20 protein-coding genes and 1 pseudogene are annotated in these 25,559 nt (G+C 71.0%); 8 read left to right on the top strand and 13 right to left on the bottom strand.

Annotated elements, in window-relative coordinates:
- The first annotated feature begins 314 nt into the window (after positions 1-314).
- From ACIGXO_RS09405 to ACIGXO_RS09395, 3 genes are all read left to right on the top strand, one after another.
- Positions 315-932, top strand: a complete 618-nt coding sequence (locus ACIGXO_RS09405; protein ID WP_399782672.1) for a DUF6230 family protein — start codon at positions 315-317, stop codon at positions 930-932.
- 140 nt (positions 933-1,072) lie between these two features.
- Positions 1,073-1,663 (top strand): DUF6114 domain-containing protein, encoded by a 591-nt coding sequence (locus ACIGXO_RS09400; RefSeq protein WP_399782669.1) that lies wholly within the window; start codon positions 1,073-1,075, stop codon positions 1,661-1,663.
- A complete protein-coding gene (locus ACIGXO_RS09395) occupies positions 1,653-2,927 on the top strand; it encodes a hypothetical protein (protein ID WP_399782666.1) in 1,275 nt (424 codons plus the stop codon). The genes ACIGXO_RS09400 and ACIGXO_RS09395 overlap by 11 nt, the downstream gene beginning before the upstream one ends.
- 116 nt (positions 2,928-3,043) lie before the next feature.
- On the opposite strand, the gene pyk is transcribed toward ACIGXO_RS09395, so the two are convergent.
- From pyk to pta, 3 genes are all read right to left on the bottom strand, one after another.
- Positions 3,044-4,462 carry a pyruvate kinase gene (pyk, locus tag ACIGXO_RS09390; protein ID WP_399782664.1) on the bottom strand — a complete coding sequence of 473 codons (1,419 nt, stop codon included), beginning with the start codon at positions 4,460-4,462 and terminating at the stop codon, positions 3,044-3,046.
- A 61-nt stretch (positions 4,463-4,523) separates the two neighbouring features.
- Entirely contained in the window at positions 4,524-5,735 is a 1,212-nt protein-coding gene (locus tag ACIGXO_RS09385; RefSeq protein WP_399782661.1) for an acetate kinase, read from the bottom strand.
- 50 nt (positions 5,736-5,785) lie between these two features.
- Positions 5,786-7,885 carry a phosphate acetyltransferase gene (gene pta, locus ACIGXO_RS09380; protein WP_399782659.1) on the bottom strand — a complete coding sequence of 700 codons (2,100 nt, stop codon included), beginning with the start codon at positions 7,883-7,885 and terminating at the stop codon, positions 5,786-5,788.
- Between the two features lie 277 nt (positions 7,886-8,162).
- On the opposite strand from pta, the gene ACIGXO_RS09375 reads away from it, so the two are divergent.
- On the top strand, positions 8,163-9,188 hold the full coding sequence (locus ACIGXO_RS09375) for a 6-phosphofructokinase (protein ID WP_223732453.1): 1,026 nt from the start codon (positions 8,163-8,165) through the stop codon (positions 9,186-9,188).
- Between the two features lie 68 nt (positions 9,189-9,256).
- Here ACIGXO_RS09375 and ACIGXO_RS09370 read toward each other — a convergent pair whose 3' ends face one another.
- A complete protein-coding gene (locus ACIGXO_RS09370; protein WP_399782655.1) occupies positions 9,257-9,880 on the bottom strand; it encodes an XRE family transcriptional regulator in 624 nt (207 codons plus the stop codon).
- Positions 9,881-10,138: 258 nt separating this feature from the next.
- The gene (locus ACIGXO_RS09365) at positions 10,139-10,276 is read right to left on the bottom strand and encodes a hypothetical protein (RefSeq protein WP_399782652.1); all 138 of its coding nucleotides are present in this window, start codon (positions 10,274-10,276) and stop codon (positions 10,139-10,141) included.
- A 14-nt stretch (positions 10,277-10,290) separates the two neighbouring features.
- On the opposite strand from ACIGXO_RS09365, the pseudogene ACIGXO_RS09360 reads away from it, so the two are divergent.
- A pseudogene (locus tag ACIGXO_RS09360) lies at positions 10,291-10,416 on the top strand (XRE family transcriptional regulator); the annotation flags it as partial.
- Between the two features lie 23 nt (positions 10,417-10,439).
- Positions 10,440-10,652: a DUF397 domain-containing protein gene (locus ACIGXO_RS09355; RefSeq protein WP_399782650.1), complete on the top strand. Its 213-nt coding sequence runs from the start codon at positions 10,440-10,442 to the stop codon at positions 10,650-10,652.
- 1 nt (position 10,653) lies between these two features.
- Here ACIGXO_RS09355 and ACIGXO_RS09350 read toward each other — a convergent pair whose 3' ends face one another.
- From ACIGXO_RS09350 to ACIGXO_RS09325, 6 genes are all read right to left on the bottom strand, one after another.
- Entirely contained in the window at positions 10,654-11,199 is a 546-nt protein-coding gene (locus ACIGXO_RS09350) for a hypothetical protein (RefSeq protein WP_399782647.1), read from the bottom strand.
- A 146-nt stretch (positions 11,200-11,345) separates the two neighbouring features.
- Complete coding sequence (locus ACIGXO_RS09345) at positions 11,346-12,185, bottom strand: carbohydrate ABC transporter permease (RefSeq protein WP_399783821.1); 840 nt, start codon at positions 12,183-12,185, stop codon at positions 11,346-11,348.
- A gap of 24 nt (positions 12,186-12,209) precedes the next feature.
- The gene (locus ACIGXO_RS09340; RefSeq protein ID WP_399782644.1) at positions 12,210-13,133 is read right to left on the bottom strand and encodes a carbohydrate ABC transporter permease; all 924 of its coding nucleotides are present in this window, start codon (positions 13,131-13,133) and stop codon (positions 12,210-12,212) included.
- A complete protein-coding gene (locus tag ACIGXO_RS09335; RefSeq protein ID WP_399782641.1) occupies positions 13,130-14,470 on the bottom strand; it encodes an ABC transporter substrate-binding protein in 1,341 nt (446 codons plus the stop codon). The genes ACIGXO_RS09340 and ACIGXO_RS09335 overlap by 4 nt, the downstream gene beginning before the upstream one ends.
- Positions 14,471-14,553: 83 nt before the next feature.
- A complete protein-coding gene (locus tag ACIGXO_RS09330; RefSeq protein WP_399782637.1) occupies positions 14,554-15,270 on the bottom strand; it encodes a response regulator in 717 nt (238 codons plus the stop codon).
- Entirely contained in the window at positions 15,267-16,883 is a 1,617-nt protein-coding gene (locus ACIGXO_RS09325; protein WP_399782634.1) for an ATP-binding protein, read from the bottom strand. The genes ACIGXO_RS09330 and ACIGXO_RS09325 overlap by 4 nt, the downstream gene beginning before the upstream one ends.
- A gap of 174 nt (positions 16,884-17,057) precedes the next feature.
- On the opposite strand from ACIGXO_RS09325, the gene ACIGXO_RS09320 reads away from it, so the two are divergent.
- Positions 17,058-18,473: a cation:dicarboxylate symporter family transporter gene (locus ACIGXO_RS09320; RefSeq protein ID WP_399782631.1), complete on the top strand. Its 1,416-nt coding sequence runs from the start codon at positions 17,058-17,060 to the stop codon at positions 18,471-18,473.
- Positions 18,474-18,723: 250 nt separating this feature from the next.
- Positions 18,724-20,331, top strand: a complete 1,608-nt coding sequence (locus ACIGXO_RS09315; RefSeq protein ID WP_399783818.1) for a M4 family metallopeptidase — start codon at positions 18,724-18,726, stop codon at positions 20,329-20,331.
- Positions 20,332-20,661: 330 nt separating this feature from the next.
- Here ACIGXO_RS09315 and glgB read toward each other — a convergent pair whose 3' ends face one another.
- Together glgB and ACIGXO_RS09305 are read right to left on the bottom strand one after the other, a co-directional pair.
- Positions 20,662-23,469, bottom strand: coding sequence for a 1,4-alpha-glucan branching enzyme (gene glgB, locus ACIGXO_RS09310; RefSeq protein WP_399782627.1), 2,808 nt, complete (start codon positions 23,467-23,469; stop codon positions 20,662-20,664).
- A 55-nt stretch (positions 23,470-23,524) separates the two neighbouring features.
- Positions 23,525-25,141, bottom strand: coding sequence for a maltokinase (locus ACIGXO_RS09305; protein WP_399782624.1), 1,617 nt, complete (start codon positions 25,139-25,141; stop codon positions 23,525-23,527).
- Positions 25,142-25,559 lie beyond the last annotated feature (418 nt).

Genomic DNA, 25,559 nt, shown 5'->3' with positions numbered 1-25,559 from the left:
GGTCCGTTACTCCGCAGTCCGGTACCCAATCGGAAGTCGCGGGAGACGGGTCCCCACCGGGTGGCCGGCGGCAGTGGCGCCGGTCGGGACAGGGGGGTCTTCGCCGAAATCGGCGGAGCCTGTCCAGAGAGGTTGCGCGAGAGCGTGGCCAGTGGTTGTCGCTCGGGGGTGATCGCCGGCGGTTCGGAACGCAAGAACTCCGAAGCGGGCGCTCTCCTTCCCGAGGACGTAGCACTTCTCCCATCCCAGGTGCGGCCGTATCCATGACCCGAGCGGCCGGTGCCGGAGATGTACGTCCGAGAAGGAGGAAAGTCATGGAGTCCCTGGCTCGTGGCGGGACCAGATGGAAGCGGTTCGCCGTCGTCATGGTGCCGAGCGTCGCTGCGACGGCCGCGATCGGCGTGGCCCTCTCGCAGGGTGCGCTGGCCGCGTCGTTCAGCGTGTCCGGCCAGCAGTTCAAGGTGGCCACCGACCGCCTGGACGGCACCGGCTTCGTCCAGTACGGAGCCGTTGACGCCCAGAAGGGCGGCAAGCAGATCCCGGTCGCGGTCTCGGCGTTCTCCAGCGCCAAGATCAAGAACCTGTGCCAGTCGGTCGTCGTGCCCGTCCCGGTCTTCGGTGACGTGTCGATGAAGCTCCAGGCGGGTGGCGGTGACACGCCGGTCGAGGCGAAGAACCTCTACATCGACCTGGACCAGCTGGAAGCCGACGCGACCTTCAACAACATCAACATCGGTGTTGCGGCGGGTTCGACGTCCAAGGGCCCCGGCATCAAGAAGGGTGACAAGGCCGACCCCGGTTCGTTCGCCCAGGAGGCCGACACGGCCACCCTGACCGGAGTCAAGCAGACGGCGTGGGCGACCACCGCCGGAACGTTCAAGCTCAGCGGCCTGAAGATGAAGGTCTCCGCGGGCAAGAACGAGTGCTACTGACGCACTGAGCGTGCGGGCACGGGGGACCGAACGCCAGGCCCTTTGGGCCGCCTCCCTGTGCCCGTGCGCCGGGCGCCGACAGCACCGAGCACCACCAGCTCACGTACCACCGAATTGCCAGTCCCGAGGAGCTGTACGAGATGAGCGCCGACACGCGACCACGGCTGAGCGAGACAATCGGCCGGCAGCGCCGTTCGTTCCGGGTTTGGCGGGGACAACGCCCGTACTGGGCCGGGTTGCTGACCCTGCTCGCCGGCATCCCGATCATGTACATCCCTTACGCGAACCTCACGATCGGTTCCCTGACCGTCCGCATGGCGACGACGGCGGGCGCGGGCTCGCTGATCATCGGCGTGCTGCTGGTCGTGCTCGGTCTGACCATGTGGTTCCAGCCCGCTTCGAGGGTCTTCGCCGGTGTCGCGGCGATCCTGCTGTCGCTGGTGTCCCTGGTCGTCTCCAACTTCGGCGCTTTCCTGATCGGCTTCCTGCTGGGGCTGATCGGCGGTGCGCTGGCGGTCTCCTGGGCCCCCGGCAAGCCGGCGCCGGCAGAGTCCGCCGCCAAGGACACCGACGGTGATCCCGGGCGGGCGGACGCTCCCGACGACGGGTTCGACCCGTTCGGCGGCGGGCGGCCCGCGGCGGCCGGAGCGGGCGGTTCGCGCGGCGTACTGGACGACCTGTCAGGTAAGAGCCCGACCAACGGGACGAACGGGAGGCATCGTGCCGGGTGAGGAGCTGCACGACGAGGGCGCAGCCGCCGGGGCGAGATCCGGGCGGCACGCGGCGCCGAGGAAGCCGCTGCTGACGCGGTTGCACGTGCCCGCCGGCAAGGCGATCGCCATTGCCGCCATGCCCTCCGCCGTGCTCATGGGCATGGGGCTCACGCCCCAGCTGGCCGTGGCCAAGCCCAAGCCCCCGGAGAGCCCCTTCCGGGACGGTCCGTGCGTGACCGCGCCGGACAAGGTGGAAGGCAAGGACGCCAAGTCCAAGGACAAGGCCGAGGACAAGAAGGACGGCAAGGCCACCGCCGAGCCGTCCGCGAAGCCCTCCGCCTCGCCCTCCGGCACGGACGAGGGCAAGACGTCCGAGCCCACCGCCGACCCGAAGACCGACGAGCCGTCGGACTCCGCGACGCCCTCGCCGTCCGCCTCCCCCGAGGAGGAGAAGAAGGACGGCGGCCTGCTGGGCGGCGTCGGTGACGCGCTCGGTGGCCTGCTCGGCGGCGGTGAGGACTCGTCCGAGGAGGAGTCCACCGCCTCGCCGAGCCCGTCCCCGTCCGAGTCGTCGTCGGAGGACACCGCGTCCAAGGACGCCACGTCCGACGAGACGAAGGCCGAGGACTCCGGTTCCGCCACCGACAAGGTGACCAAGCCGGTCCAGGACACCCTGGACGGCGTCACCAACCACGGTGACGGCGGGAAGACGGTCAACGACACCGTTCACGGTGCCGTGGGCACGGTCGACAACGTCCTGCCCGGCGGCGGCCTCGACGGCACGGACGCCAACGGCAAGAAGGGCTACCCCTGCGTCGTCGAGAACAAGCAGAAGGGCAAGGACGAGCAGACCCCCGTCACCCTGCCCGACGACCCCTGGCACCTGGAGTCCTCCGCGCTCACCCTGCGCGGCCTGGACTATGAGGGCGTCGTCAACGTCACCACCCAGAACGGCAGCACCAAGCAGGCCCTGAAGTTCACCGCCGACAGCGTGGACATCGGCGACCTGCACCAGATCGTCGACGACCCGACGTCCGGGAAGAAGTACCACGTCCAGGCGCGCAAGGGCTCCACGTCCACGATCCGCGGCGGCAAGGTGACGATGTACACCGAGAAGCTGCAGGGCAACCTCTTCGGCCTGATCCCGGTCACCTTCGACCCGGAGCACCCGCCGCCGCTCAACACCCCGTTCGCCTACTTCACCAAGGTGAAGATCGACCAGGCGGGCCAGTTCGGCGGCAACCTGCACGTCCCGGGCCTGCACCAGTTCATGACCGACTGAGCACCGCCACCGTCGGCACGATCCGGCCCGGTCCACCGGAACCACTCCGGGAGCCGCACCACGAAGGCCCCGCTCCTCCTCGGAGGAGCGGGGCCTTCGCGCGTACGTACCGGGCGTCAGTCGCCCAGGTGGTGCACCCGGACCATGTTGGTGGTGCCGGGGACGCCGGGGGGCGAACCGGCGGTGATGATCATCGTGTCGCCCTTGTTGTAGCGCTTGAGCTTGAGCAGCTCGGCGTCGACCAGGTCGACCATCGCGTCGGTGTTGTCCACGTGCGGCACGACGAAGGTCTCCACGCCCCAGCTCAGCGAGAGCTGGTTGCGGGTGGACTCGTCGGTGGTGAAGGCCAGGATCGGCTGGGTCGCGCGATAGCGGGACAGCCGGCGGGCGGTGTCACCGGACTTGGTGAAGGCCACCAGCGCCTTGCCGTTCAGGAAGTCGGCCATCTCGGCGGCCGCGCGGGCCACGGCGCCGCCCTGCGTACGCGGCTTCTTGCCCGGGACCAGCGGCTGCAGGCCCTTGGACAGCAGCTCCTCCTCGGCCGCCTCGACGATCTTCGACATCGTCTTGACGGTCTGGATCGGGTACTGGCCGACCGAGGACTCGGCGGAGAGCATGACCGCGTCCGCGCCGTCCAGGATCGCGTTGGCGACGTCGGACGCCTCGGCGCGGGTCGGGCGGGAGTTGGTGATCATCGACTCCATCATCTGGGTCGCCACGATCACCGGCTTGGCGTTCCGCCGGCACATCTCCACCAGGCGCTTCTGCACCATCGGGACCTTCTCCAGCGGGTACTCCACCGCCAGGTCACCACGGGCCACCATGACGCCGTCGAAGGACGCGACGACCTCTTCCATGTTGGCGACGGCCTGCGGCTTCTCGACCTTGGCGATCACCGGGACACGGCGGCCGACCTCGTCCATGACGCGGTGCACGTCCTGGACGTCCTTGGCGTCCCGCACGAAGGACAGCGCGACCAGGTCGCAGCCCATGTTCAGGGCGAACTTCAGGTCCTCGATGTCCTTCTCGGACAGCGCCGGCACGTTCACCGCGGCGCCGGGCAGGTTGATGCCCTTGTGGTCGGAGATGACGCCGCCCTCGATGACGATGCAGCGCACACGCGGGCCGTCGACCTCGATCACCTGGAGGGCGACGTTGCCGTCGTTGATCAGTACCGGGTCGCCCTTGGAGACGTCGCCGGGCAGGCCCTTGTAGGTGGTACCGCAGATGGTCTTGTCGCCGGGGACGTCCTCGGTGGTGATGACGAACTCGTCACCGCGCACCAGCTCCACCGGACCGTCGGCGAAGGTCTCCAGGCGGATCTTGGGCCCCTGGAGGTCGGCGAGCACACCGACGGCGCGGCCGGTCTCCTCGGCGGCCTTGCGGAGCCGGTGGTACCGCTCCTCGTGCTCCTCGTGGGTGCCATGGCTCATGTTGAAACGGGCCACGTTCATACCGGCCTCGATCAGCGTCTTGAGCTGATCGAAGGAGTCAACGGCAGGGCCCAGGGTGCAGACGATTTTCGAACGGCGCATGGGCTGAATCCTATCGGTTTGTTTCAGAGCGGAATATTCCACCTGGCGGAAGCGCCGAAAACTAGGCGCTGACCAGTGCGTATGTCTGGTTGGCGATCTCCAGCTCCTCGTCGGTCGGCACCACGGCGACCGCCACGCGGGCGTATTCGGGGGAAATGATCCGGGCCTCGTCGGACCGCTCGGCGTTCAGCCGCGCGTCCACCGCCAGCCCCATCTCCTCCAGGCCCAGCACCGCCGCTTCCCGCACCGGTGCCGCGTTCTCGCCGACGCCCGCGGTGAACGCCACCGCGTCGACCCGGCCGAGCACCGCGGTGTAGGCGCCGATGTACTTGCGCAGCCGGTGTATGTAGATGTCGAACGCGAGCGCGGCGCGCTTGTCGCCCTCGTCGATCCGCCGCCGGATCTCCCGCATGTCGTTGTCGCCGCAGAGCCCCATCAGGCCGCTCTTCTTGTTGAGCAGGTCGTCGATCTCCGCGCTGGACATCCCCGCGTTGCGCTCCAGGTGGAAGATGACCGCCGGGTCGATGTCGCCCGAGCGGGTCCCCATGACCAGGCCCTCCAGCGGGGTCAGCCCCATCGAGGTGTCCACGCAGCGGCCGCCCGCCACCGCCGAGGCCGAGGCGCCGTTGCCCAGGTGCAGCACGATGACGTTGACGTCCTCCGGCTGCTTGCCGAGCAGCTTGGCGGTCTCCCGGGAGACGTAGGCGTGCGAGGTGCCGTGGAAGCCGTACCGCCGCACGCGGTGCGCGTCCGCGGTCTCCACGTCGATCGCGTACCGGGCCGCGTACTCCGGCATCGTCGAGTGGAAGGCGGTGTCGAAGACCGCGACCTGCGGCAGGTCCGGGCGGAGCCGCTGCGCGGTCCGGATGCCGGTGAGGTTGGCCGGGTTGTGCAGCGGCGCCACCGGCACCAGCCGCTCGATCTCCTTGAGCACCGCGTCGTCGATGACGGTCGGCTCGGTGAACCGCAGCCCGCCGTGCACCACCCGGTGGCCGATCGCGGCCAGTTCGGGGGAGTCCAGACCCAGCCCGTCCTCCGACAGCTCGTCCGCGACGGCCTTCAGCGCGGCGTCGTGGTCGGGCATCGGCTCCGTGCGCTCGCGCTTCTCGCCGCCGGCGGCCAGCGGGGTGTGCACCAGCCGCGAGGACCGCTCGCCGATCCGCTCGACCAGCCCCACCGCCAGCCGGGTGCCCCCGTTCATGTCCAGCAGCTGGTACTTCAGCGAGGAGGATCCGGAGTTCAGGACGAGGACTCGGGTGGCGTCGGCAGTCATGGAAAAGCTTTCGGTTCGGTTACGGGAGTGGGATACCGGGGGTACGGAGCTCAGCGGCCGGGCTGCGGGTGCGGACCGCTGCCGCCCTGCGCCTGGATGGCCGTGATGGCGACGGTGTTGACGATGTCCTGGACCAGCGCGCCGCGCGAGAGGTCGTTGACCGGCTTGCGCAGGCCCTGCAGCACCGGGCCGACGGCGACCGCGCCGGCCGACCGCTGCACGGCCTTGTAGGTGTTGTTGCCGGTGTTCAGGTCCGGGAAGACCAGCACGGTGGCCCGGCCTGCGACCTCGGAGTCCGGCAGCTTCGTACGGGCCACGTCGGCGTCCACCGCGGCGTCGTACTGGATCGGGCCCTCCACCAGCAGGTCCGGGCGGCGCTCGCGGACCAGCTCGGTGGCCTTGCGCACCTTGTCCACGTCCGCGCCGGAGCCGGAGGTGCCGGTCGAGTACGAGAGCATCGCGATCCGCGGCTCGACGCCGAACTGCGCGGCGGTGGCGGCGGACTGGATGGCGATGTCGGCCAGCTGCTCGGCGTTCGGGTCCGGGTTGACCGCGCAGTCGCCGTACACCAGGACCCGGTCGGCCAGGCACATGAAGAAGACGGAGGAGACGATCTGGGCGTCCGGCTTGGTCTTGATGACCTCGAAGGCGGGCCGGATGGTGGCGGCGGTGGAGTGCACCGCGCCCGACACCATGCCGTCGGCCAGCCCCTCCTGGACCATCAGCGTGCCGAAGTACGACACGTCGGCGACCACGTCGTACGCCAGCTCGTACGTCACGCCCTTGTGGGCGCGCAGCTCCGCGTACCGCTCGGCGAAGCGCTCACGCACCGGTGCGGTCTGCGGGTCGATGATCTGGGCGTCGCCCAGGTCGATGGAGAGGTCGGCGGCGCGCTTGCGGATCGCCTCCTCCTCGCCCAGCAGCGTCAGGTCGCACACGTCCCGGCGGAGCAGCACGTCGGCGGCGCGCAGCACGCGCTCCTCGGTGCCCTCGGGCAGCACGACCCGGCGGCGCCCGGAGCGGGACCGCTCGATCAGCTCGTGCTCGAACATCATCGGGGTGACGCGGTCGGACTTCAGTACCGAGATGCGCTTGGTCAGCTCGACGGTGTCCACGTGCCGCTCGAACAGCCCGAGGGCGGTCTCGGCCTTGCGCGGCGAGGCGGCGCTCATCTTCCCTTCGATGGCGAACAGCTCGCCGGCCGTCGGGAAGGACCCGCCGGGCACGGATATCACCGGCGTACCGGGGGCCAGCCGGGCGGCCAGCGCCATGATGTCCGGGCCGGGGCGCTCGCCGAGGGTGAGCAGCACGCCCGCGATGGGCGGGGCGCCCGCGCTGTGCGCGGCGAGCGCGCCGATGATCAGGTCCGCGCGGTCCCCGGGCGCGACCACCAGGCAGCCGTCGGTCAGCGCCTTGAGGAAGGTCGGCAGCATGGCGCCGCCGAAGACGAAGTCGCGGGCGTCCCGGGCGAGGCCCGAGTCGTCGCCGAGCAGCACCTCGCCGCCGAGGGTGTGCACGATCTGGGAGACGGTCGGCGCGGAGAGCGAGCTGTCCTCGGGGAGCGCGTAGCAGGGCACCGGGAGGTGCGCGGCCAGCCGCTCCACGACGGCCTCGCGGTCGGCCGGGGCCACCCGGTTCACGACCATGGCGACCACGTCGCAGCCCATGGAGTCGAAGGCGCGGTAGGCGTTGCGGGCCTCGGCCCGTACGGACTCCGGCTCCTGGTCGCGGCCCGCGACGACCGGCAGCACCGAGGCGCCGAACTCGTTCGCCAGCCGCGCGTTCAGGCTCAGCTCGTCCGGCATGTTCGTGTCGGCGTAGTCCGTGCCCAGCACCAGGACGTAGTCGTACTCCCTGGCGACCGCGTGGAAGCGGTCCACCAGCCGCGAGACCAGCTCGTCGGTGCCCCGCTCGGCCTGTAGGGTGCCCGCCGCCTCGTAGCCCATGCCGTACACCGTTTCGGCGGGCTGGGTGAGGCGGTACCGCGACCGCAGCAGGTCGAAGAGGCGGTCCGGGCCGTCGTCGTGCACGAGCGGGCGGAAGACGCCGACCCGGTCGACATGGCGGGTCAGCAGCTCCATGACCCCCAGCTCGATCACCTGGCGTCCGTCGCCACGGCCGATGCCGGTCACGTACACGCTCCGCGTCACGCGCGATCTCCGTCCTTTTCCGTTGCTCACGAGGGAAAATTACCCGTTATGGCGGGCTTGCCCCCCTTGACAATACCTGCGTCAGTGGATAGGCCGCTCTCCCAGTGTCCATGCTGGGCGCCCGTGCGCGAAGAGGGGCGGCCGAGGCGGGTGACCACCTCTGTGCGGGGGTACCCGGAGCGGGGCGGCCGAGACGTGTGAGGGCGGCGGTCACCGGCCCGTGAAACAATCGCACCGGCTCACCAGAACCAACATCGAGCACAGGAGACTCAGCACGATGCGTATCGGAGTCCTGACCGCGGGCGGCGACTGCCCCGGCCTCAACGCCGTGATCCGCTCTGTGGTGCACCGCGCCGTCACCGAGCACGACGACGAGGTCATCGGCTTCGAGGACGGCTTCGCTGGTCTGCTCGACGGCCGTTACCGGAAGCTCGACCTCGACGCCGTCGGCGGCATCCTCGCCCGCGGCGGCACGATCCTCGGCTCCTCCCGCCTGGAGCGCGCCCGGCTGCGCCAGGCGTGCGAGGACGCCAAGGACATGTCGAAGGAGTACGGCATCGACGTGCTCATCCCGATCGGCGGCGAGGGCACCCTCACCGCGGCCCGGATGCTCGCCGACGCCGGCCTGCCCGTGGTCGGCGTGCCCAAGACGATCGACAACGACATCTCCTCCACCGACCGCACCTTCGGCTTCGACACGGCCGTCGGCGTCGCGACCGAGGCGATCGACCGCCTGAAGACCACCGCCGAGTCGCACCAGCGCGTCATGGTCGTCGAGGTGATGGGCCGGCACGCGGGCTGGATCGCCCTGGAGTCCGGCATGGCCGGCGGCGCCCACGGCATCTGCCTGCCGGAACGTCCCTTCGACCCGGCCGACCTCGTCCGGATGGTCGAGGAGCGCTTCGCCCGCGGCAAGAAGTTCGCCGTCATCTGCGTCGCCGAGGGTGCGCACCCCGCCGACGGCACGATGGACTACAAGAAGGGCGAGATCGACCAGTTCGGTCACGAGCGCTTCCAGGGCATCGGCACCAACCTCGCCATCGAGCTGGAGAAGCGCCTCGGCAAGGAGGCCCGCCCGGTCATCCTCGGCCACGTGCAGCGCGGCGGCACCCCCACCGCGTACGACCGCGTCCTCGCCACCCGCTTCGGCTGGCACGCGGTCGAGGCCGCGCACCGCGGCGAGTTCGGCCAGATGACCGCGCTGCGCGGTACGGACATCACGATGGTCCCGCTCGCCGAGGCGGTCACCCACCTGAAGACCGTGCCGGCGGACCGCATGGACGAGGCCGAGTCGGTCTTCTGATCCGCTCGCTGTACTGAACGGCGGCCGCCGCCGGGCCCTTCGCGGGCCCGGCGTGCGGACCCGGCCGGTCACCCCTCGCCGACCTGCTCCCAGAAATGGTCGAGCACGTCGCGCACGAACTCGCGGCCCGCGTCGCTGGACTCGGCCGCGCTCTCGGTGCCGCCGCCCCAGCCCAGGGTCCCGGCCATCCGCCGGTGGTACTCCTCGAAGAGGTACTCCAGCGCCTTCTGCACCTCCGGCTTCGGCAGCCCGAGCAGCTTGCACACCGGCCGCACATACGCCTGCCAGCGCGTGGTCGCGGCGCCGCGCAGCATCTCCGCCAGCTGCCCGGCCCGGCCGGTCAGCCGGACCAACGCGGGCAGCGGAAGATCCAGCTCGGCCTTGAGGGCCGCGGCCTGCCGGTCGTTGCCCTGCCACTGGCCGGTGGCCTCCATCCGCTCGTACGCGGGGATCTCCATGCCGATCCGCAGCGCGAGGTCGTCGGCGGCGATGCCGCGGGCGATCCGGTACTCGCGCAAGGTGTCGGGCGTCCCGAGCAGGTCGCCGGGCGCGCACCACAGCGCCCCCGCGAGCGCGTTCAGCTCGCTCTCCGTCGGCGATCCCTCGCCCCGCTCCCAGGCGACGATCGTCCGTGGCTGAATCGGTTTTCCGTAAGCGGCGTTGATGCCGTACGCGACATGCGCGGGCGTCATTCCGAGAGCCTCGCGCATGCGTTTGGCGGACTGGGCGTTGAAGGGTGGGCGGCGCTCGCCCCTGTCTGGCGTGTGCACGGCCACACCGTAAGCGACCTGGATGTGTCTACGCGGGTAGTTTTACCCTTCACTTCGAAAACTCGTAGCAATCTACGGGTTGCACAGAGTGATCTTGTGACGATGGGTGATTTTTTCACGGACCGTGACCACTTGGCGAGAGCATTCTCAGCCAAATCCGACGACCCACTGAGCGCCCGCTCAGTCCGTCACGCCCGGCGCCTTGAGCTCCGCCCACACCGTCTTCCCGATCCCGCCGACGCGCTCCTCGACGCCCCACCGCTCCGCGAGCGCCGCCACGAGCAGCAGCCCGTCCGCCGCCGAGTGCACGGTCCGCACCCCGGCGAGAGAGGCCCGGGCTGACCACTGCGCAGGTCGCCGAAGCGCTCGACTGCACCAAGGACAAGATCAGCCGGATCGAGCCGGTGGTGGTCGTCGGGCGAGAGGCGTGGGGAGTCTTCATCGCGCACCTGCGGTGATCCCGGCCGGGAGAGCAGGGAGCATGAACAGTGCACGTCAGGACAGCTCATCGAAGTCGGTGAAGGCTCAGTGGCGTGCCAGCACCTACAGCGGCGGGCAGGGTAACTGCGTCGAAATCGCCGACAACATACCCGGCCTCGTCCCGGTACGGGACAGCACGCGGCCGGGCGGGCCGGTGGTGGTGTGCGGGCGGCCCGCCCGGCGCGCGTTCATCGGCTATCTGAGGTGGCGGTAGGTCACAGGGCGAGGATCGTCAGCGTGCCTGCCCCCGTGCGTTCGGTGATGCCCTCACCCAGGCACTGGTGCAGGTCCGCGGTCGGTCCGGCGAAAACCGATTTCGCGCCTTGCCCCTTGAATTCGCCCGCGGTGATCGTGCCGATGTTGGTGACCACCGTCTGGCCGGCCACGTGGGACACGGTCCGGTCGTAGGTGAAGGTGCTGGTCTTGCCGTTGTTCCAGGTGATGGTCTCGGAGGCGGTGCCGGCTTGGAGGGCGTCGGCACACGACAGCGACTGCGACGCCGAGCCGGAGCTGGACCCGGAGCTGATGTCGAACTCACTCGCCAGGTCGCAGTTGGAGTACGTCCTCGTGCCGGACACCTTCTGCGGGCTGGGCAGCAGCTTCAGGCCGGGCTGGTAGGCGATGGTCTCCGTGGCTTCGCACACCACCTCGGTTCCCACGGCGTGTGCGGGGACGGACGCCGTGGGGACGCCGACCGCGGCGAGCAGTGCGGCGACGGCGGCCAGGCGGTACGAACGGGATAAGCGCGATGAGCGCACCATGCATGGACCTCTCGATGGAGACGGGTAATCGGAGAGGTGCTCAGTCTTGCGTGGTGTCGGGCGCTGTTGTGGACGCCGCGGCGGGAGGCGCGAAAGTGGCTGAACGTGGCTGAACCCCCGTGCAAAGTCGGCCAGTTGGCCTGCTGTCAGCCCTTCACCGCGCCGCCCAGTGCGAAGCCCGCGCCGAGGCGGCGGGAGATCAGGATGTACAGGAGGAGTACCGGGGTCGAGTAGATGAGGGAGAAGGCCGCGAGCTGGCCGTAGACGACGGTTCCGCGGTTGCCGAAGAAGTCGTTGATGCTGACCGAGGCGGGCATCTGCGCGGGGTCGAGCAGGAGCATGAAGGGGACGAAGAAGTTGCCCCACATCATGACGAAGGAGTAGACGGTCACGACCGCGATGCCCGGCCCCATGAGGGGCAGGACGACGCGGAGCAGGGACTGCATGGAGGAGGCACCGTCGGTCCAGGCCGCCTCCTCCAGCTCCTTCGGGACGCCGTCCATGAAGTTCTTCATGAGCCATACGGCGAAGGGGAGTTGGGAGGCCGCGAAGAAGAGGATGGTGCCCTGCATGGTGTCGATCAGCTCGACCTGGACGAACAGGGCGTACACCGGGACCATGATCGCCGTGATCGGCAGGCAGGTGGCGAAGAGGATCGTGGCCAGGAAGGCGCTGCCCGTACGGGAGCGGTAGCGGGAGAGCGGGTAGGCCGCCAGGGCCGCGCAGACGATCGTCAGGAGGGTCGCTCCGCCGCACAGGATCAGGCTGTTGAGGAGCGGGGTGAAGGTGACGTCGGGGACGAGGACGGCGTCGAAGTTGGTGAGGGTGAGCTTGTCGGGGATCTTCACCTTCAGGTCGGCCTGCGCGTCCAGGGAAGAGAGAAGCACCCAGGCCAGGGGGAGGACGAAGGCCGCCGCGACGAGCAGGAGGGCGGCGTCCGCCGCGAGGCGGCGGGTCGCGCGGCGGAGGGCCGGAGTGCGCTTCACGGGGACGGGGGCGGAGAGGGGCACTCAGACCTCCGTGCTCAGCAGGCGCATGTAGAGGAGGGAGAAGAGGGAGCCGACCAGGAGGAGAAGCAGGGCTACCGCCGTCGCGTAGCCGATCATGCTGTTCTGGAATGCCTGCTCGTACATGTACAGGGGGAGCGTCTGGCTGCGGTTGCCGGGGCCGCCGCGGGTCATCACCCAGATCAGCCCGAAGACCGAGAGCGTCTGGAGGGTGTTGAGCATCAGATTGGTGCCGATGGAGCGACGGATCATCGGGAGCGTGATGTGCCACATGCGGCGCCGGCCGCTCGCGCCGTCGACCTCCGCGGCCTCGGTGATCTCCTTGGGGATCTCGTTGAGCGCCGCCGAGTACACCAGCATCGAAAAGGCCGTGCCGCGCCAGACGTTGGCGAACGACACCGCCAGGATGGGGAGCGTGTAGAGCCAGTTCTGGGCCGGCAGGTGCAGCCAGTCCAGTACCGCGTTCAGGGTGCCTTCGCGGCGGAAGAAGGCGTAGAGCAGGAAGCCCGCCACCACCTCCGGGAGCACCCAGGCCGTCACCACGATGCCTCCGGTGAGCGTGCGCACGGGTCTGGAGGCGCGCTGCATCAGGGCCGCGAGCGTCAGGCCCAGGGTGTTCTGGCCGATGAGGGAGGAGAGGACGGTGAAGACCAGGGTGAGCCAGACGGCGTTGAGGAAGTCCTTGTCGCCGAACGCCTTGGTGAAGTTGGCCAGGCCGGTGAAGGACGACTCCGCCTGGCCGGTCAGCTGGAGGTCGGTGAAGGCCAGGTAGACGCAGTAGCCGATCGGGCCCGCGAGGAAGAGCAGCAGGAGGACGACGCCGGGGGTCACCGGCAGGGCCCGCGCCAGGCTGCGGCGCGGGCGCCGGGCGGCGGCGGGGGCCGCGGTGGGCTGCTCGGCCGCGGGGCGCGTGCCGACGGTGCTCACTTCTTGATCACTTCGCCGTTCGTGAGCGAGTTCAGCTCCTCGTCATAGGTCTTCGCCGCCTCCGCCACGGAGGTGTCGCCCGTCGTGACGCCCTCCATGGCCTCCTGGATCGCGGTGGAGACCTTCGGATACGCGGGGTAGGCCGGCCGGTAGTGGGTGTGCGCGACCAGATCGGTGAAGAACTTGATGCCGGGCTGCGCCTTCACGTACTCCGGGTCCTCGGCGACGTCCTTGCGGACCGCGATGCCGGAGTTGGCGATGTACCACTTCTGCGCGTTCTTCTTGGTCTGCATGGTCTTGATGAACTCGAAGGCCAGGTCGGGGTTGCCCGCCTTGGCGGGGATCGCCCATGTCCAGCCGCCCGACATGCTGACCTTTCCGGGGGCCTTGCCGTGCTGCGTGGGCATGTGCGCGAGGCCCAGCTCCTTGGACCACTCGGGCCATTCGTGGCCGCCGCCCGAGCCCTCGAGCCAGTCCTGGGGGAGCCAGGAGCCGTCGAGGTTGATGGCGAGCTTGCCCTCGGGCAGCAGCTCGCCGCGGGCGCGGGTGCCGATGTTCGGGTCGAGCGCGTCGGAGACGTCCGGGCCGAGCTTCTCCTTGTACACGGTCTCCACGAACTTCAGGGAGTCCTTGAAGCCCTTGCCGCCGGCGATCCACTTCTTCTGGTCCGGGTCGTACAGCGGGTCCTCGCCCGTGCCGTAGAGCAGCATCTCGAAGCCCTGCATCGTGGCCATCTCGCCGGCGGGCTTGCCGGTGTAGACGTTCAGCGGGATGACGCCGGGGACCTTCTTCTTGAGGGTGCGGGCGGTGTCGAGGATGTCGTCCCAGTTCTTCGGCTGCCAGTCCGCCGGCAGGCCCGCCTTCTTGAAGATGTCCTTGCTGAACCACAGGCCGCGGGTGTCGGTACCGTCCGGCACGCCGTACGTCCTGCCGTCCTGGCCCTTGGCCGCGGCCTTCGCGGTGTCGATGAACTGATCCCAGTCTTTCCACTTGTCGAGGTAGGGATCGAGGGGCTTCAGATAGCCGCTGGTGATGTCGGAGTTGATGAGGAAGGTGTCCTCGTAGACGAGGTCGGGCGCCGTCTTGGGGGAGCGCAGCATCTGCTGCAGCTTCGTGTAGTACTCGGAGTCCGGCGCCTTGATCGGCACCAGCTTCACCTGTTTGCCCGGGTGCGCCTTCTCGAACTGCTTCTTCATGTCGGCCAGGTACGTGTCCATGACCCGGACCTTGTTGTCCGTGGACTGCTTGAACGAGACCTTCACGACGTCCGGATCGTTCCCGGAGCCGCCGCCGCAGGCGGTCAGCGTGCCGGCGGCGAGGACGGCGGTCAGAAGCATCAGCGGGACGGCAGGACGCACGGAGTACCTCCAACTGGCCACGGTGGGCTGCACGGTGACCGTAAGGTGACCGGTTGGTCAGGTCAATGGTCCGACCAGCGGTACCGCAATTCGGGCCGTCCGACGTGGCCGTACTGCGGGGCCCGGACCGCCCGTCCGGCGTCCACGAGGTGTTCCAGATAGCGCCGCGCCGTGATGCGCGAGATGCCCACCGTCTCGGCCGCCGCCCCCGCCGACAGCCCCTCGGGGGCGGCCCGCAGCGCGTCGGTCACGGCCTGGAGCGTCGCCGGGGTCAGCCCTTTGGGCAGGGTGGCGGGGCGCGGGGCGCGCAGCGCGGCGATGGCCCGGTCCACCTCGTCCTGGCCGCTGGCCTCGCCCGCCGCCGAGCGGAAGACGGCGTACCGGGTGAGCCGGTCGCGCAGCGTGGAGAAGGTGAACGGCTTCAGGACGTACTGGACGATGCCGAGGGAGACGCCTTCGCGGACGACCGTCAGGTCGCGGGCCGAGGTGACGGCGAAGATGTCGGCCGTGTGGCCCGCCGCGCGCAGGGTGCGTACCAGCTGCAGCCCGTGCCCGTCGGGCAGGAAGAGGTCCAGCAGGACCAGGTCGACCGGGTGCTGGTCGAGGTGGCGGCGGGCCGCCGCCGCGGTGTGCACCGTACCGGAGACGGTGAAGCCCTCGACCCGGCCGACGTAGAGCGCGTGCGCGTCGGCGGCCACGGGGTCGTCCTCGACGACCAGCACCCGGAGGGGGCCCTCCGGGGGTCTGGGCGCGTGCCCGCTCTCGTCCTGTGGGGTCATGCCGGCAGCTCCGTCCGCAGTGGCAGGCGGACGGCGAATGCCGCGCCGCCCTCGGGGGCCCGCTCCAGCGTGACCGTACCGCCGTGCCGCCGCACGGTCTGCCGCACGATCGCCAGCCCGAGGCCCCGGCCGTGCACCGTAGGGCCCGCTTCCTTGGTCGTCCAGCCGCGCCGGAAGATCTCCTCGGCGTGGCCGGGGTCCACGCCGGGCCCGGAGTCGGCGACCCGCAGCAGCAGCTCGCCGTCCGTGGCGCGCGCGGTGACCACGACCCGGCCCTGCTCGCCCGCCGGGCGCCCGCCCGCGGCCGCGTCGATCGCGTTGTCGATGAGGTTGCCCAGTACGGTCACCAGGTCGCGGGGCGGCAGCCAGCCGGGCAGCAGCCCGTCGTCGATCCCGCTGTCCTCGGTCAGGATGAGCTCCACGCCGTACTCGTTGGCCTGCGCGGCCTTGCCGAGCAGCAGCGCGGCCAGTACCGGCTCGCCGACCGCGCCCACCACCCGGTCGGTGAGCGCCTGCGCCAGCTCCAGCTCCGCGGTGGCGAACTCCACCGCTTCCTCCGCCCGGCCCAGCTCGATCAGCGAGACGACGGTGTGCAGCCGGTTGGCGGCCTCGTGCGCCTGGGAGCGCAGCGCCTCCGCGAAGCCGCGTACCGAGTCCAGCTCGCCGGACAGCGCCTGCAGCTCGGTGTGGTCGCGCAGCGTGACCAGCGTGCCGCGCTGCTCGCCGCCGTCGACCGGCGAGGTGTTCACGACGACCACCCGGTCCGCGGTCAGGTGCAGCTCGTCGACGCGGGGCGCGGGGTCGAGCAGTGCCTCGGTGAGCGGCGCGGGCAGCCCGAGGTCCGCGACCGGCCGGCCCACCGCGTCCCCGGCCAGGCCCAGCAGTTCGCGCGCCCCGTCGTTGATCAGGGCGACCGCGCGCCGCCCGTCGAGCAGCAGCAGCCCCTCGCGTACGGCGTGCAGCGCGGCCTGGTGGTAGTCGTGCAGCCGGCTGAGCTCGGCGGCGTTCATGCCGTGCGTGTGCCGGCGCAGCCGGGCGTTGACCACGTACGTGCCGAGGCCGCCCAGGGCCAGCGCGGCGGCCGCGACGGCGATCAGCGACAGCATCTGGCGGCGCAGCCCGCCGCTGATGGTCTCGACGGTGATGCCGGAGCTGACCAGCGCGACGACCTTGCCGCCGTCCCGCACCGGCGCCACGACGCGGACGGACGGCCCCAGGGTGCCCCGGTGCGTCTCGTGGAAGACCTTGCCGTGCAGCGCCGGGCCGATGTGCCCGAGGTACTTCTTGCCGATGGCGGACGGCTTCGTATGGGTATACCGGGTCTTGTCGGTGTCCATCACGACGACGAAGGCCATGCCCGCGTCCTTGCGGATCCGCTCGGTCCAGGGCTGCAGCAGCTTCGTCGGGTCCTTCGTGCGGACGGCCCGCGCGGCGTAGGGGGCATCGGCCACGGACGTGGTGACGGCGGTCGCCTGGCGGCGCGCGGTCTCCTCCGCCTGCTCGCTCGCGGACAGGTAGGCGAAGAGGGCGCAGCCCGCGACGACGACCGCGATCAGCACGGCCTGCACGGCGAAGAGCTGCCCGGCCAGGCTGCGGGGGCGGGGGAGGCGCATGTGCATAAGTTTGCCCGCTGACGTTTACATGAACGAAATGCACGTAAGGGTGACGTGATCAAGAGGGGGGTGCATAGTCGCCGGGACTTAGTTTTGCGTTAAAGAGCCGCAGGTCGCACGTTCAAGAGCCGCAGGTCGCACGCAGAACCGGACAATCGAGGACAGGAGGCAGTCGTGGCTGCAACGATCCTGCCGGGTGGCGGGACCCCCGGCGAGCCCGCCACGCCCGCACCGAAGAAGCGTGACCGGACCCATTACCTCTACATCGCCGTCATCGGCGCGGTACTGCTCGGCATCGCCGTCGGCTTCATCGCCCCCGGTGTCGCCGTGGAGCTCAAGCCGCTCGGCGAGGGCTTCGTCAATCTCATCAAGATGATGATCTCGCCGGTCATCTTCTGCACGATCGTCCTCGGCGTCGGTTCCGTCCGGAAGGCCGCCAAGGTCGGCGCGGTCGGCGGCCTGGCGCTCGGCTACTTCATGGTCATGTCGACCGTGGCGCTCGCCATCGGCCTGGTCGTCGGCAACATCCTGGAGCCCGGCTCCGGGCTGCACCTGACCGAGACGGTCCGGCACGCGGGCCAGGCGCAGAGCGAAGGCGGCGGCGAGTCCAGCTCCGAGTTCATGCTCGGCATCATCCCGACGACCCTGGTCTCCGCCTTCACCACCGGTGAGGTGCTGCAGACCCTGCTGGTCGCGCTGCTGGTGGGCTTCGCGCTGCAGGCGATGGGCAAGGCCGGCGAGCCCGTGCTGCGCGGCATCGGCCACCTGCAGAAGCTGGTCTTCCGCGTCCTGGCCATGATCATGTGGGCCGCCCCGGTCGGTGCCTTCGGCGCCATCGCCGCGGTGGTCGGCGAGACCGGCCTGGACGCGCTGAAGTCGCTGGCCGTCATCATGGTCGGCTTCTACATCACGTGCCTGCTCTTCGTGATCGTCGTGCTCGGTACGCTGCTGCGCCTGATCGCCGGCGTGAACATCTTCTCGCTGCTGAAGTACCTCGGCCGCGAGTTCCTGCTGATCCTCTCCACCTCCTCCTCGGAGTCGGCGCTGCCGCGGCTGATCGCGAAGATGGAGCACCTGGGCGTCAGCAAGCCGGTCGTCGGCATCACCGTGCCGACCGGCTACTCCTTCAACCTCGACGGCACCGCGATCTACCTCACGATGTCCTCGCTGTTCGTCGCCGAGGCGATGGGCGCGCCGCTCTCGATCGGCCAGCAGATCTCCCTCCTGGTCTTCATGATCATCGCGTCCAAGGGCGCCGCCGGCGTCACCGGCGCGGGCCTGGCCACCCTGGCCGGCGGCCTGCAGTCGCACCGCCCCGACCTGGTCGACGGCGTCGGCCTGATCGTCGGCATCGACCGCTTCATGAGCGAGGCCCGCGCCCTCACCAACTTCGCGGGCAACGCGGTCGCCACGGTCCTCATCGGCACCTGGACCAAGGAGATCGACAAGCCCCGCGTCCAGGAAGTCCTGGCCGGCGGCATCCCGTTCGACGAGACCACCCTGGTGGACGACGGCCACGGCCCGACGCCCGGCCCGGAGACCCCGGACCCGCTCGCCAAGAGCGACGAGAGCGACAAGGCCGCCGTCTGACCGCCTCCCCTCGCAGCACCCCGGAGCCCCGCTCGGCACCCTTGCCGGCGGGGCTCCGCCGCACGTCACCACCGCCCTATAGCCCCGTCCTATCCCCGGATGCGATCACGTCAGGGGCATGCCAAGAGGGTGAGAATGCCGCGTGTGTCCGGCCCCTCGAGGGCCGGGCGGCCGGTCTCCCTCACCCTCAAGGACGTGCCCCGCCGTGCCCAGAACTTCCGTGCCCAGATCCTCCGCAGCGCTCGCGGCCATGGCCGTCGCCGCCGTCGTCGCCACCGGCGCGCTCGCCCTCCCCGCGTACTCCGCCCCCGCGAGCCCCACAAGTACGGAAAGCGCCGCGAGTCCCGCGAAGAGCAGCGCTCCCAGCGCACGGATACGCGACGCCGCGATAGCCCGGGCCAGGGCCAACGTCACCCGCCACGCCGCGACTTTCGGGTACGGAAAGGACCAGGCCCTGGTCGCCAAGGACGTCGTGGTCGACCGGGACGGCACCGAGCACGTCCGTTTCGACCGTACGTACCGCCAACTGCCCGTCGTGGGCGGTGACTTCGTCGTCCACCAGACCCGCGCCGGCAAGCTCGTCTCCGCCTCGCACGCCAAGGCCCGCAAGGTCGCCGTCGACTCCGTGCGGCCGGGCGTCCCGGCGAAGTCGACCGAGGCGAAGGCACTCAAGGGCGTCACCGGCGTCCGCGGCGCCGAGCCCGACGCCGAACTGATCGTCTGGGCCGCCGACGGCACCCCGCGCCTCGCCTGGCGGACCACCGTCGCCGGCACCGGCGCGCACGGCGAGCCCGCCGGGAAGATCGTCGTCACCGACGCGGACTCCGGGCAGCGGATCGAGACGTACGACGCCGAGCGCCAGGAAGCCGGCACCGGCCACTCCGAGTACACCGGCGACGTCACGATCGACACGACCAAGCAGGCCGACGGCACGTACGCGCTGATCGACCCCACCCGCGGCACGATCACCAAGGACGCGCACAACGTCTCGTCCTCCGGCCTGAACCCCGGCTCCGGCACGCTCTTCACCGACGCCGACAACATCTGGGGCGACGGACAGAAGTTCTCCACCGACCGCGCCACCGCCGCCGTCGACGCGCACGCCAACACCGCCAAGACCTGGGACTACTACCGGGACACCTTCGGCCGGAACGGCATCAGGAACGACGGCAAGGGCGCCACCGTCTTCGTCCACGTCGGCACGGACTGGGACAACGCCCAGTGGTCCGACAACTGCTTCTGCATGATGACCGGCGACGGCGACGGCACCGTCGACCCCGAGCAGGTCGACCTGGACACCATGGGCCACGAGATGACCCACGGCGTCACCAGCGCCACGGCCAACCTCCGTTACAACGGCGAGTCCGGCGGCCTGAACGAGGCGACCTCCGACATCTTCGGCACCATGGTCGAGTGGTACGCCGACAACGCGATCGACACCCCCGACTACCTCTTCAGTGACCAGTCCACCCCGCCGTGGCTGCGCCGCATGGACAAGCCCTCCCTGGACGGCCGCTCCGCCGACTACTGGTCCCGCAAGGTCGGACAGCTGGACGTGCACCTGTCCTCGGGCGTCGGCAACCACTGGTTCTACCTCGCGAGCGAGGGCAGCGGCGCCAAGACCATCAACGGCGTCAGCTACAACAGCCCGACGTACAACAACTCCACGGTCACCGGCATCGGCAACCAGAAGGCCGCGGCCGTCTGGTACCGCGCACTGACCGTCTACATGACCTCGACGACCGACTACAAGGGCGCCCGCGCCGCGACGCTGAAGGCCGCCGCCGATCTGTACGGCGCGACGAGCACCGAGTACAAGACCGTCGCCGCCGCCTGGACCGCGGTCAACGTGGCCTGACGGGCGTCCCCTCGCGGCGGCCGGGGCGGCCGCGAGGTTCGCGATCTTGTGCGGAATTTCTCGATTGCGTATCAGGGTGTCGCGGGCCGGAAACGAACCCGTGGCGGGACTGTCCCCGGACGCTGTGAGACGGCAAAGTCTCCAGGGCCGGCGGGAAACCGCCGGTGAACGGGGGCACGGGGGATCACGGGGGAACGGGGCCCGCCGGCGGCAGACGCCGGCGGGCCCCTTTCTTGTGCGTACGGGCAGGGGGTGCGACACCGGCCCGCAAGCACGTCCGTACGGCCGTCGGAGCGTGCTCCGGGACGGCGCTCAGGTGGGATCGGCCGCTCAGCCCGCGGGGCGCAGCCAGATCGTGGCGAGCGGCGGGAGCACCGCCGCGATGGAGACCGCCCGGCCGTGGTACGGCACCGGCTCGGCCTTCAGCTGCCCCGTGTTGGCCACGCCGCTGCCGCCGAACCGCTCCTCGTCGGTGTTGAGCACCTCGCGCCAGGCCGGCACGTTCTCCGGCATGCCGAGGCGGTACTCGTGCCGGACCACCGGCGAGAAGTTGCAGACCGCGACCAGCGGATCGCCCTCGGCGTCGTACCGCACGAACGCGAAGACGTTGTCCTCCCACGCGCCGCCGTCGATCCAGGAGAAGCCGCCCGGATCGGTGTCCCGCTCCCACAGGGCGGGCGTCGCGCCGTACAGCCGGTTCAGCTCCCGGACCAGGTCGCGGACGCCGCGGTGGTCGGGCTCGGCGGAGTACGCCGGGTCCAGCAGCCACCAGTCCGGGCCGTGCCCCTCCGACCACTCGGCGCCCTGGGCGAACTCCTGGCCCATGAAGAGCAGTTGCTTGCCCGGGTGGGACCACATGAAGCCCAGGTACGCACGGTGGTTGGCGCGCTGCTGCCACCAGTCGCCGGGCATCTTGGAGACGAGGGACCGCTTGCCGTGCACGACCTCGTCGTGGGAGATGGGGAGGACGTAGTTCTCCGAGTACGCGTACACCATCGAGAAGGTCATCTCGTTGTGGTGGTACTTGCGGTGCACCGGCTCCTTGGCCATGTACTCCAGCGAGTCGTGCATCCAGCCCATGTTCCACTTCAGGCCGAAGCCGAGGCCGCCGAAGCCGCCGGGGCCGACGTGGTGGGTGGCGCGGGTGACGCCGTCCCAGGCCGTGGACTCCTCGGCGATGGTCACCACGCCGGGGCAGCGCCGGTAGACGGTGGCGTTCATCTCCTGGAGGAAGGCGACCGCGTCGAGGTTCTCCCGGCCGCCGTGCTGGTTGGGCGTCCACTCGCCGTGCTCGCGGGAGTAGTCCAGGTAGAGCATGGACGCCACGGCGTCGACCCGCAGCCCGTCGATGTGGAATTCCGAGCACCAGTAGACGGCGTTGGCGGCGAGGAAGTTACGGACCTCCGTGCGGCCGTAGTCGAATTCGAGGGTGCCCCAGTCGGGGTGCGCGGCGCGGGCCGGGTCCTCGTGCTCGTACAGCGGGCGGCCGTCGAACTCCGCGAGTGCCCAGTCGTCGCGCGGGAAGTGCGCGGGCACCCAGTCCATGATCACACCGATGCCGGCCCGGTGCAGCGCGTCGACCAGGTACTTGAAGTCGTCGGGGGAGCCGAGCCGGGCCGTCGGCGCGTAGAAGCCGGTGACCTGGTAGCCCCACGAGCCGCCGAAGGGGTGCTCGGCGACCGGCATCAGCTCCACGTGCGTGAAGCCCAGGTCCTTGACGTACGCGGGCAGCTGCTCGGCCAGCTCGCGGTAGGACAGGCCGGGCCGCCAGGAGGGGAGGTGTACCTCGTAGACCGACAACGGCGAGGTGTGCACCGGGCGTTCGGCGCGGCGCGCCATCCACTCCGCGTCGCCCCACTCGTGCCGCGTGACGTCGATGACCGAGGCGTTGGCGGGCGGGCACTCGGTCCGCCGGGCCATCGGGTCGATGCGCAGCGTGTGGCTGCCGTCCGGGCGCGCGATGTCGAACTTGTACAGCTCGCCCTCGCCCAGGCCGGGGATGAACAGCTCCCATACGCCGGTGGAGCCGAGGGAGCGCATCGGGTAGACCGTGCCGTCCCAGTAGTTCATGTTCCCGGCGACGCGGACGCCCTGCGCGTTCGGCGCCCACACCGTGAAGCGGGTGCCGGACACGCCCTCGTGCTCCATGACGCGCGCGCCGAGCGCCTGCCACAGCTCCTCGTGCCGGCCCTCGCCGATCAGGTGCAGGTCCAGCTCGCCGATCGCGGGCAGGAAGCGGTACGGGTCGTGAGTGGTCACCTCGTGCGCGTCCGGGCCCTCGCCGTAGGCGATCACGAGCTGGTAGTCGGGGATCTCCGACAGCGGCAGCACCCCGGCGAACAGGCCGTCGCCCTCGTCGCGCAGCTCGGCCCGCAGGCCCTTGGCCAGTACGGCCACCGAGGTGGCGTACGGGCGCAGCGCGCGGAAGAGCACCCCGTCGCGCACGGGGTGCGCGCCGAGCAGCGCGTGCGGGTCGTGGTGCGTACCGGAGAGCAGCCGGCCGCGGTCGGTGTCACCGAGGGGGGACGCGGCACGGACGCCGCCCTTGCCGGCGGTGCCGGCGCTCGGGGCGGGTGCGTCGGTGTGCGCGGCGGGCTCGGGGGCGGCGGTGCTGGGCGCGGCGGTCTGCGGTTCGGCGGTCTTCTTCGCCGCGGGCTTCTTGGCCACCGGCGTCCTGGCCGCTGCCGCCTTCGCCGCTGTCGTCTTCGTGGCAGCCGGCTTGGCCGCGCTCGTCCTGGCGGCCGTCTTCGTGGCCGCCTTCTTGGCGGTGGTCTTCTTGGCGGTGGCCTTCCTGGCCGCCGGCTTCTTCGCGGCGGTCTTCCGGGCGGCCGGGGCGGCCGCTCCCCCCGCTTCCGGGGCCTCGGCCCCTGATGCCCCGGCCGGCTTCACTTCGGTGGCCGGCGCGTCGGCCGGCTTCGCGGCACCGCGCGCCGGCTTGGTGCGCGAGGTCTTCCGCGCCGGCTCCGCGGCGCGTGCGGCGGCCGCCTCCGCCTCGGGATCGGGCCCGGTGCGCTGGGCCGGCGGGGCGTCCTGCTCGTCCTCCGACCGGGCGGCCGGCAGGAAGGTGGGCGGGACGTCGGCGTCGGGCGCCGCTGCTGCGGGGTCGGACGAGGGGCGGGACGGCGGACGGGGGGTCACGGGAGGAGCCTCCTGGCGGGGCGTTTCGGGGGTCGGGGGATAGGGGTCACTGCGGTCAGGTGCGGTCCTCGGGCGGCGCGTAGCTCGGGAACGGCGGGTCGCCCTCCTCGGGGTCCGCTGCGGCGTAGGGGTCGGGCCCCGCGCCCACGTGCGGGTCGGTCGTCAGCTGCGGGTCGGTGCCCAGGCGCGGGTCCGGGCCGGCGAGACGGCGGACGGCGGCCATCGGGATGGGCAGCCAGTCCGGCCGGTGCCGTGCCTCGTACAGCACCTCGTACACGGCCTTGTCGGTCTCGTACGCGCGCATCAGCTCCGGAACGGAGTCCGGGTCCAGGCCGCCGGCCTCGGCGTAGCCGCGGCAGAACGCGGTGCGTGCGCGCCGCGCCCACTCCAGCGACCAGGCGTCGCCGCCGCCGGGGCCGCTGCGCGCCGCGTAGTCGAAGGACCGGAGCATAGCGGCCACGTCCCGCACCGCGGGCTGGACATCGCGCCTTTCCGCCAACGGCCGGGCGGGCTCGCCCTCGAAGTCGATGACCGACCAGCGGCCCTCGCCCGCGGAGCGCAGCGTCTGGCCGAGATGCAGGTCGCCGTGGATGCGCTGCGCGGCGAAGGTGCGGCCGTCCCGGCCGAGGGTGGTCAGCGCGTGGAAGGCGGTGCGCAGCCGGGTGCGGTACGGGCGCAGCGCCGGGACCGCGCGCGCCGCGGCGTCCAGCCGCTCGGCCATGCCGGCGGCGATCAGCTCCAGGTGGGTGCGGCGCAGCTCGGTGGTGGGCAGCGTCTCGGCCAGCGCGGTGTGCACCTCGGCGGTGGCGTGGCCGAGGGCGCGCGCGGAGCCGGTGAAGTCGGCGCGTACCGAGAGGGCGTTGAGCGCGAGCTGCCAGCCGTCGGCCGCGCCGTCCAGGAACGGCGTGAGCACGCCGAGAGTGATCGGTTCTGCGGCGTGGTGGCGCGGTCCTTCGGCCGCCGTCACCGGCCCCGCCGCGTCCGATTCGAACCACGCGACCGGCGGGGGTACCCGGGAGCACTTCGCGCGGGCCAGCGCCAGCGGCAGTTCCAGGTCCGGGTTGAGCCCCGGGGAGGCGCGCCGGAAGACCTTGAGGATGTAGGCGTCGCCGAAGACCACGGAGGTGTTGGACTGTTCGGTGGTCAGCGGCCGGGCGGTGAGGCCGGAGGCGATGGCCGTCTCCGGTTCGACGGTGAAGCGCAGCGCGCCCAGCTGTCCGGGCACCCGCAGCCGTTCCAGCAGCAGCGCGCACAGCCGCGGGTCCAGCAGCGCGTCGTAGACCGTGCGTCCGGCCAGCGGTCCGCCGTCCGGGCGGCCGATCAGCGCGTGGGCGAGCCGCGGCGGCAGCGTGCCGTGCACGCCGAGCAGCAGCTGGTAGCAGTCGTCGTCCTCGGGAGTGCGGACCGGCGGACCGGGCTGCCGGGCGCGGACGAGCAGATGCAGCAGTCCGGGCGCGGCGGCGCCGTCGAGGGCCCCGTCGACGGGCAGCAGCTCGGCGGCCGCGACGAGGTCGAAGCCGGTGACCGGCCGGCCCTTGCCCGCGAACCATCGCTGCCGTGGCACCCATTCGCGCAGCAACGGATCGAGCGAGGGCAGCAGTCCGGGCGCGGTGGTGACGGACGGCCGGTGGTGCCGGCCTTGCAGAGCACGGGTCGAGGCGGTTTCCGACATGACGTCGCGTCCTTTCCCCGGGCACACGACAGCTACGGCAAAGTGTCCCGGAATACGGCCTTTACTGTGGGGCGGTGCGGGACGTGTCGGGCGAGGATCGTCCGTACGGCAGCGGATCTGCGGCAGGTGTCCCCACGCCCGGAGGCGCGGCGCGTGGATCGTCCGGCCCGTGCGGCAGTAGGGAGACTGCCCGGGCGAAAGGTCGAAAAACACCCGAACACGCCTTGCGTGCATGTACGGGCGGGTAGCTTCGCGCCTCCGGCACGGACGGCCTGCCGGCCGGCGCGACGGGCCCGTACGCGGCGGTGGGGGGGGGGGGCCCGCCGCGGGGGCCCCGCCCCCCCCCCCCCCCCCCCCCCCCCGGGGCCGCCCCCCCCCCCCCCGCCCCCCCCCCCCCCCACCACCCCCCCCCCCCCCC

This window comes from Streptomyces sp. NPDC053542 (assembly GCF_044544685.1).
GTDB lineage: Bacteria > Actinomycetota > Actinomycetes > Streptomycetales > Streptomycetaceae > Streptomyces.
This window is presented reverse-complemented; position numbering and strand designations above follow the sequence as displayed.